At 64.0% G+C, this 8305-nt stretch carries 8 protein-coding genes and 1 pseudogene; all 9 read left to right on the top strand.

Going from position 1 to position 8305, the window contains the following annotated elements:
* On the top strand, positions 1-424 hold a 424-nt coding region (locus EOA60_RS10425; protein ID WP_128311322.1), incomplete at its 5' end, for an LLM class flavin-dependent oxidoreductase.
* Between the two features lie 91 nt (positions 425-515).
* A complete protein-coding gene (locus EOA60_RS10430) occupies positions 516-1685 on the top strand; it encodes an AI-2E family transporter (RefSeq protein ID WP_067003075.1) in 1170 nt (389 codons plus the stop codon).
* An 88-nt stretch (positions 1686-1773) separates the two neighbouring features.
* Positions 1774-1965, top strand: coding sequence for a hypothetical protein (locus EOA60_RS10435; RefSeq protein ID WP_245322439.1), 192 nt, complete (start codon positions 1774-1776; stop codon positions 1963-1965).
* 3 nt (positions 1966-1968) lie between these two features.
* Positions 1969-2959: pseudogene (locus EOA60_RS10440) on the top strand (LLM class flavin-dependent oxidoreductase).
* A 386-nt stretch (positions 2960-3345) separates the two neighbouring features.
* Positions 3346-5262 (top strand): molecular chaperone DnaK, encoded by a 1917-nt coding sequence (gene dnaK, locus EOA60_RS10445; protein WP_095782077.1) that lies wholly within the window; start codon positions 3346-3348, stop codon positions 5260-5262.
* Between the two features lie 220 nt (positions 5263-5482).
* Positions 5483-6613, top strand: a complete 1131-nt coding sequence (gene dnaJ, locus EOA60_RS10450; RefSeq protein WP_067003083.1) for a molecular chaperone DnaJ — start codon at positions 5483-5485, stop codon at positions 6611-6613.
* 122 nt (positions 6614-6735) lie between these two features.
* A complete protein-coding gene (pmtA, locus tag EOA60_RS10455) occupies positions 6736-7341 on the top strand; it encodes a phospholipid N-methyltransferase PmtA (protein WP_095825475.1) in 606 nt (201 codons plus the stop codon).
* A gap of 75 nt (positions 7342-7416) precedes the next feature.
* Entirely contained in the window at positions 7417-8013 is a 597-nt protein-coding gene (locus EOA60_RS10460) for an NADPH-dependent FMN reductase (protein ID WP_095825474.1), read from the top strand.
* The coding region (locus tag EOA60_RS10465; RefSeq protein ID WP_206628120.1) for an orotidine 5'-phosphate decarboxylase / HUMPS family protein at positions 8013-8305 on the top strand (293 nt) is incomplete at its 3' end. The genes EOA60_RS10460 and EOA60_RS10465, both read left to right, overlap by 1 nt.

Raw genomic sequence — 8305 nt, forward strand, 5'->3', positions numbered from 1 at the left:
GTTCGAGATCTATCGCGAGGCGGCAAGGCGCGCCGGCAACGATCCCGCCTCGCTCGCGACCAGCTTGAACGTGCATGGCTTCGTCGGCGAGACGACCGAGAAGGCGGCCGACGATTTCTACGCACCGCAAGCCGAGGTGATGAACCGCATCGGCCGTGAGCGCGGCTGGGGGCCGACCTCGCGGGCGCATTTCGATCAGGCGCGCGGGCCGAACGGCGCGCTGTTCGTCGGCGATCCCGAACAGGTGGCGGAAAAGATCGTCGCCCAGCACAAGATCTTCGGCAACGACCGCTTCCTGTTGCAGATGGCGATCGGCACCATGCCGCATGCCAAGGTCATGAAGGCGATCGAGCTCTACGGCACCAAGGTGGCGCCGGTCGTGCGCAAGGAAACGGTGAAGGCCGCGCCGGCGCCCGTCGCCTGAGCACGCCTGCCCAGCAAGATGCGCCCTCACCGCCGGCTAAGGAACCTTGGCGGCGGCGCGTACGTTTTCCTCGGCGATCGCGAGGGAACGGATGAAGGTCGAAACGAGCGCTTCGGGTTCGAACGTTGCCGAAAGCCCGGACGAGCGCGCCAGCGCCCGCGCCGAATTGCGCCTGATTCGATTGCTGCTGATCGGCATCTTCGTGCTGATAACGATCGCCGCGCTTTATTTCGCCCGCGCCTTCTTCATGCCGGTGATCCTCGCCTTCCTGCTGGCGCTGACGCTGACCCCGATCGTGCGCTTCCTGCGCAAGCGCGGCATCCCCGAGGTGGCCTCCGCGACACTGCTGGTGTTGCTGTCCCTCTTCGTCTTCGCCAGCGCCGGTTACCTGCTCAGCGGCCCGGTCATCGACCTCATCAACAACAGCTACTCGATCGGCGAGCAACTCACCGAGCGGCTGGCGCCTTTCAAGCGTCCGCTCGAGAGGGTCATGGATCTCTCGCGTCAACTGCAGGCCCTGACCGAGACATCGCAGGAACCGGGTGTGCAGAAGGTCGCGCTGGCGCCGTCCGGCATCCTGTCGACGGCGGCCAGCAACATTCTGGGAGCCGGCACGAGCATCACCCTCGTCTTCGTGCTGTCGCTGTTCCTGCTCGCCTCCGGCACCTTGTTCTACGAGAAGATCGTCCAGTCCTTCGCCCACCTCAGCGACAAGAAGCGCGCGCTGCGCATCGTCTACGACGTCGAGCACGAGATTTCCCATTACCTGCTTACCGTGGCGGCCATCAACGCCGGCCTCGGCACGGTGATCGGACTTGGCCTTTGGGGACTTGGGATGCCGAACCCGCAGGTCTGGGGCGCGGCCGCGGCGCTGCTCAACTTCCTGCCCTATGTCGGCGGGCTGATCACCTTGCTGCTGGTCACGATCATCGCGCTGATCAGCTTCGATACGATCCCCTACGCCCTGCTGGCACCCGCCTTCGTTTTGTTGTGCGACATCGTCGAGGGCCAGTTCGTGACCCCGACGGTGGTCGGCCGGCGGCTCGAGATAAACGCGGTGGCGATCTTCATCGCCATCGCCTTCTGGTCATGGCTCTGGGGTTTCGTCGGCGCGCTGATGGCGGTGCCGCTGCTGGTGGTCATCAAGGTGTTCTGCGACCATTTCGATGGCCTCAGCCATGTCGGCAATTTCCTCGCCGCGCAGCAGACCATGGCGATCGACGACGAGGCCGGCGATAACAACCACAAATCCGGCGCGTGAGGCCTGGCCCAATCTGCATGTCCGGCCGGCTGTTTGCGGCGCCCATGGCGAGTGCCTATATCGGTCCGGTCTAACCGGACCCGCCTGCATGAATGACTTCGGTCTCGCGCTGCGCAACAACCGCCTGTCTATCCACCATCTCGGCGGCCGCAGCGAGCAGCGGGAAATCGCCTCGGCGACCGAACTCGCCGACGTGCTGGAAGGCCAGTTCGCCATCGTCATTCCCGACCGCGCCGAATTCGAGGCCCGGTTGCGGCAGAAGCAAATCGTGGAGACCTGACCAATGACGGCCCTTTCGGTTCTCGACCTGTCGCCGATCACGCAAGGCAGCGATGCCTCGCGGTCGCTGGCCAATTCGCTCGACCTTGCCTGCCATGCCGAGCGGCTTGGCTACAAGCGCTACTGGCTCGCCGAGCACCACAACATGCCGGGCATTGCCAGTGCCGCGACGTCGGTTGTCATCGCCCATATCGCCGGCGGCACCAAGACTATCCGCGTCGGCGCCGGCGGCATCATGCTGCCCAACCATGCGCCGCTGATGATTGCCGAGCAGTTCGGCACGCTGGCAGCACTTTTCCCCGGCCGCATCGATCTCGGCCTCGGTCGCGCGCCAGGCACCGATATGATGACGGCGCGGGCGCTTCGCCGCAACCTGGAGGCCAGCGACAACTTCCCCCAGGACGTGGTCGAGCTGATGGGCTATTTCCAGCCGGCCGAGGAAGGTCAGCGCATCCGCGCGGTGCCGGGCGAAGGCCAGGACGTGCCGGTCTGGATCCTTGGCTCCAGCCTCTATGGCGCGCAGCTCGCGGCGCTGCTTGGGCTGCCCTATGCTTTCGCCTCGCATTTCGCGCCGGCCGAACTCGACCACGCGCTGGAGGTCTATCGCACTCGCTTCCAGCCGTCGGCGCAGCTCGACAAGCCTTATGTGATGCTCGGCCTCAATGTCTTTGCGGCACCCACCGATGCCGAGGCGAAGCTTTTGTTCACCTCGCTGCAGCAGGCCTTCGTCAACCTGCGCAGCGGCCGGCCCGGCCAGCTGCCGCCGCCGGTCGAAAACTACGACCGCGACCTTGATCCCGTCGCCAGATCCATGCTGGCCCAGGCGCTGTCCTGTGCCGTCGTCGGCGCGCCGGAGACGGTCCGCCAGGGCATCGACGCCTTCGTGCGCCGCACCGGCGCCGACGAATTGATGGTGACGGTTCGACCACACCGCGCGGGTGCGCTCCTTCGAGATCCTCGCGGACGTGCGCAGATCGATGTCGCAAGCCGCCTGACCGCTGGCCGCCTGTCGACCGGGGGGCGCAAGCGATCGCGGAAAACACATCTTTCTGAAGCTCCACGGAACTCCGTTCGCAGGCATTCACGCCCGGATCATAGCGACTGCGACGTTTTTGCCCGCGCCGGATTTACCTCGGTCCGGGCGTATCGGGCGGCAAATCGGCCGCAAAATTGGCGATTTAGCACCGTTCCCGGCAGGGGATCGGCTTGGTGGATGCGTTGCGCAGGATGCTTGCGCCTCGTGCCGCCTGTTCTTATATACGCGCCAACCGCCCGGCCTTGAAAACCCGGGGACCGTGGCGGAATTTCTTGTGAACAGGGGCTTTCGTCGGAACGCCTTATTCAGGGTCCTGAGAGCCTGCTTAGAGGAGAGACTAGAACAATGGCAAAAGTAATCGGTATCGACCTCGGAACCACCAACTCCTGCATCGCCATCATGGACGGCAAGGAGCCCAAGGTTATCGAGAATGCGGAAGGCGCGCGCACGACCCCTTCCATCGTCGCCATCAACAGCGATGGCGAACGCCTCGTCGGCCAGCCGGCCAAGCGCCAGGCGGTCACCAATCCTGAAAACACCATCTTCGCGGTCAAGCGCCTGATCGGCCGCCGCTATGACGATCCGGTGACGGAGAAGGACAAGAAGCTTGTCCCCTATAAGATCGTCAAGGGCGACAATGGCGATGCCTGGGTCGAGGCCGGCGGCAAGAAGCTTTCGCCCAGCCAGATCTCGGCCATGATCCTGCAGAAGATGAAGGAAACGGCTGAAGCCTACCTCGGCGAGAAGGTCGAGAAAGCGGTCATCACCGTTCCGGCCTATTTCAACGATGCCCAGCGCCAGGCGACCAAGGACGCCGGCAAGATCGCCGGCCTCGAAGTGCTGCGCATCATCAACGAGCCGACGGCTGCCGCACTTGCCTATGGTCTGGAGAAGAAGGACGGCAAGACCATTGCCGTCTATGACCTTGGCGGCGGCACGTTCGACATTTCGGTGCTCGAGATCGGCGACGGCGTCTTCGAGGTGAAGTCGACCAACGGCGACACCTTCCTCGGCGGCGAGGACTTCGACATGCGCCTGGTCGAGTACCTGGCGGCCGAGTTCAAGAAGGAGCAAGGCATCGACCTCAAGGCCGACAAGCTCGCCCTGCAGCGCCTGAAGGAAGCGGCCGAGAAGGCCAAGATCGAGCTGTCGTCGACGACGCAGACCGAGATCAACCTGCCCTTCATCACTGCCGACGCCAGCGGGCCGAAGCACCTGACGATGAAGCTCACCCGGGCGAAGTTCGAGAGCCTGGTCGAGGACCTCGTGCAGCGCACCATCGACCCCTGCAAGGCGGCGCTCAAGGATGCCGGCCTGAAGGCGGGCGAGATCGACGAAGTGGTGCTGGTCGGCGGCATGACCCGCATGCCCAAGATCCAGGAGATCGTGAAGCAGTTCTTCGGCAAGGAGCCGCACAAGGGCGTCAACCCGGATGAGGTGGTCGCGCTCGGCGCCGCCATCCAGGCCGGCGTGCTGCAGGGCGACGTGAAGGACGTGCTGTTGCTCGACGTGACGCCGCTGTCGCTCGGCATCGAGACGCTGGGCGGCGTTTTCACCAGGCTGATCGAACGCAACACCACGATCCCGACTAAGAAGAGCCAGGTGTTCTCGACGGCCGAGGATTCGCAGTCGGCGGTGACCATCCGCGTCTTCCAGGGCGAGCGCGAGATGGCGGCCGACAACAAGCTGCTCGGCCAGTTCGATCTGGTCGGCATTCCGCCGGCTCCGCGCGGCGTGCCGCAGATCGAGGTCACCTTCGACATCGACGCCAACGGCATCGTCAACGTCTCGGCCAAGGACAAGGGCACCGGCAAGGAGCACCAGATCCGCATCCAGGCTTCGGGTGGTCTGTCCGATGCCGACATCGAGAAGATGGTGAAGGACGCCGAGGCAAATGCCGAGGCCGACAAGAAGCGCCGCGCCCTCGTCGAGGCCCGCAACCAGGCCGAATCGCTGGTGCATTCGTCCGAGAAGTCGCTGAAGGACTATGGCGACAAGGTCTCGGAGGCCGACCGCACCGCGATCGCCGACGCGATTGCGGCGCTGAAGTCCGCAGCTGAAGGCGATGACGTGGCCGATATCGAGGCCAAGTCGCAGTCGCTCGCCGAAGCTTCGATGAAGCTTGGCCAGGCCATGTACGAGGCCTCGCAGAAGGAAGCGGCCGAAGCCGACGCCAAGGCGGACGCCGCCAAGGATTCGGACGTGGTCGACGCCGACTTCGAGGAAATCGACGAAGACGACGACAAGAAGAAGTCGGCCTGAGCCGGCTGACGGCCACATAATGCGAAAAGCCCGGCGCAAGGCCGGGCTTTTTTGCAACCTTCACCGAAAAAGTGCGGACCTGGCCCAAAAATTGACGGAAAAACACCGGTGAGCACGGCTCGGCTCTGGCATCCGGGCAACATCGCTCCTAAATCGAACAACGTGCCGGCGACGACGCGACAATGCTTGAAGACATTGAGCATCCGGACAGCGGGAAAAAATGAAAGCTGATTTCTACGAAACGCTGGGCGTGCAAAAAGGCGCCGACGACAAGGAGCTGAAGAGCGCTTTCCGCAAACTCGCCATGCAGTTCCATCCCGACCGCAACCCCGGCGACCATGCCTGCGAGCACAAGTTCAAGGAAATCAACGAAGCCTACGAGACGCTGAAGGACCCGCAGAAGCGCGCGGCCTATGACCGTTTCGGCCACGCCGCCTTCGAGCAGGGCGGCATGAACGGCGCAGCGCACGGCTTCGGCGCCGGCGGCTTCGCCGACATCTTCGAAGACATTTTCGGCGACATGATGGGTGGCCGCCAGCGCCGCTCGTCGGGCGGCCGCGAGCGCGGGGCCGACCTGCGCTACAACATGGAAATCTCGCTGGAAGAGGCGTTTTTGGGCAAGACGGCGCAGATCCGCGTGCCGGCATCGATTTCCTGTTCGGAATGCTCCGGCAGCGGCGCCAAGCCCGGCACGCAGCCGGTCACCTGCGCGATGTGCCACGGCCATGGCAAGGTGCGGGCAACGCAAGGCTTCTTCTCGATCGAGCGCACCTGCCCGCAATGCCAGGGGCGCGGCCAGACGATCAAAGACCCCTGCCCGAAATGCGCCGGCCAGGGCCGCGTCACCGAGGAGCGTTCGCTGTCGGTCAACATCCCGGCCGGCATCGAGGACGGAACTCGCATCCGGCTTGCCAATGAGGGCGAGGCCGGCCTGCGCGGCGGCCCATCGGGCGACCTCTACATCTTCCTTGCCGTCAAGCCGCACGAATTCTTCCAGCGCGACGGCGCCGACCTCTACTGCAAGGTGCCGATCTCGATGACGACCGCCGCCCTCGGCGGCTCGTTCGAGGTCACCACGCTTGACGGCACGCAGACCAAGGTGAAAGTGCCGGAAGGCACCCAGAACGGCCGCCAGTTCCGGCTGAAGGGCAAGGGCATGCCGGTGCTGCGGCAGCCCAATGTCGGCGATCTCTACATCCAGACCGCGGTCGAGACGCCGCAGAACCTGTCGCGGCGCCAGCGCGAGCTCCTGGAAGAGTTCGAGCAGCTCTCCTCGAAGGACAATTCGCCCCAGTCGAGCGGCTTCTTCGCCCGCATGAAGGACTTTTTCGAATCCTTCGGCGAACCCTGAGTGGGATGCGGCAGGGGTTGACGCGCTGCCTCAACGTCATCAACATCTTATGCCAGATCTTGCCTTGCCTTGTTCCACCTAGCTGCTAAGTAGCGGGTCGGGGAGCGTTGAGGAGAGCTCGCATGGCACGTGGTCCCGGGTTGCGCAAAGCGCTGGCGGAAAAATTCGACGACGAGCTGAAGTTCTTCAAAGGCTGGATAGACAAGCCGAAAGCTGTCGGCTCGATCGTTCCCACCAGTTCCGTGACCGCCCGCAAGATGGCCTCGATCGTCAACCCGAAATCGGGCCTGCCGGTGCTGGAGGTCGGCCCCGGCACCGGCGTCATCACGCGTGCCATTCTCGCCCAGGGCGTGAAGCCGGAGAACCTCTACGCGATCGAATACGCGACCGACTTCGTGCGCCATCTGCGCCGGCTCTATCCGCGCGTCAATGTCATCGAGGGCGACGCCTTCAACCTCGACGCAACACTCGGCGACAAGCGCGACTTGGTGTTCGATTCGGTCGTCTCCGGCGTGCCGCTGCTCAATTTCCCGGTCGCCCAGCGCATCGCCTACATCGAAAGCCTGCTCGACCGCATTCCCGTCGGCCGGCCGATCGTGCAGCTGACCTACGGCCCGCTCTCGCCGATTCCGCCCGGCCGCGGCGACTACACGGTCAAGCATTTCGATTTCATCATCCGCAACATTCCGCCGACGCAGCTGTGGATCTACCGGCGCGAGGCATGTTGACCGAAAGCGCTTGGCCATCGAAAGCGCTTGGGGATTGATCGCTCTTCGACCTATACGTCTCTCGACAGGTGGCCGATGGCAGTAATCGCAAGAATCCTCGTCTTTGCAGGCTCGATCCGCACCGGCGCTTTCAGCGGCCGGACGGCCGATGTGGCGCAAAAGGAACTCGCCATGCAGGGTGCGGAGGTGACCCGCATCTCGCTCGGCGACTATCCGCTGCCGATCATGGACGAGGATCTTGAGAAGGACAAAGGCATTCCCGAGAATGCCGTGAAGCTCGGGCATCAGATTTCCGCCCATGACGGGCTGCTGATCGCGACGCCTGAATATAACGGCTCGATCCCGCCGCTCTTGAAGAATTCGATCGACTGGGTGAGCCGGCTCCGGCGCGACGGCAGCCGCTCGTTCAGGCCGCTTTACGGCAAGCCCGTCGCGCTCTGCTCCTCCTCCGAGGGCAAGTTTGCCGGCATACGCTGCATCAACCACCTGCGCGCGGTGCTGGTGCGCTGCCAGATGGAAGTGATCACGCCGGAATGCTCGGTTTCCGGCGCCGATGAAGCCTTCGCCGAGGACGGACAATTCCGCGACGCCAGACTGCACCAATCGATGGAGCGCCTATGCCGTACACTGATCGAAACCTCGCGCATGCTGTCCGTGAGGATCGAGGTCTGATGCATCCGGTCGAGACCATGCGCGACAGGCTGATCGTCGGCCTCGACGTGCCGACGCTGAAGGAAGCCGAAAAGACGGTGCGCGCGCTCGAAGGCAGCGTCTCTTTCTACAAGATCGGCTATCAGCTCGCCTTCGCCGGCGGGCTCGATTTCGCGCGCGAGCTCGCCAGCGGCGGCACCAAGGTCTTCCTCGACATGAAGCTGCTCGACATCGACAACACGGTGGCCAAGGGGGTCGAGAATATCGTCAGGATGGGGGTCTCGATGCTGACACTGCATGCCTATCCCAAGGC

The sequence above is a fragment of the Mesorhizobium sp. M1A.F.Ca.IN.020.06.1.1 genome (assembly GCF_004023265.1).
In the GTDB taxonomy this organism is placed as follows: Bacteria; Pseudomonadota; Alphaproteobacteria; order Rhizobiales; family Rhizobiaceae; genus Mesorhizobium.

What these genes read in the sequence shown, in the direction of transcription:
- pmtA (WP_095825475.1), top strand. Translation starts at nt 6,736, where the DNA reads ATGGCACGTGGTCCCGGGTTGCGCAAAGCGCTGGCGGAAAAATTCGAC.
- dnaJ (WP_067003083.1), top strand. Translation starts at nt 5,483, where the DNA reads ATGAAAGCTGATTTCTACGAAACGCTGGGCGTGCAAAAAGGCGCCGAC.
- EOA60_RS10435 (WP_245322439.1), top strand. Translation starts at nt 1,774, where the DNA reads ATGAATGACTTCGGTCTCGCGCTGCGCAACAACCGCCTGTCTATCCAC.
- dnaK (WP_095782077.1), top strand. Translation starts at nt 3,346, where the DNA reads ATGGCAAAAGTAATCGGTATCGACCTCGGAACCACCAACTCCTGCATC.
- EOA60_RS10430 (WP_067003075.1), top strand. Translation starts at nt 516, where the DNA reads ATGAAGGTCGAAACGAGCGCTTCGGGTTCGAACGTTGCCGAAAGCCCG.
- EOA60_RS10460 (WP_095825474.1), top strand. Translation starts at nt 7,417, where the DNA reads ATGGCAGTAATCGCAAGAATCCTCGTCTTTGCAGGCTCGATCCGCACC.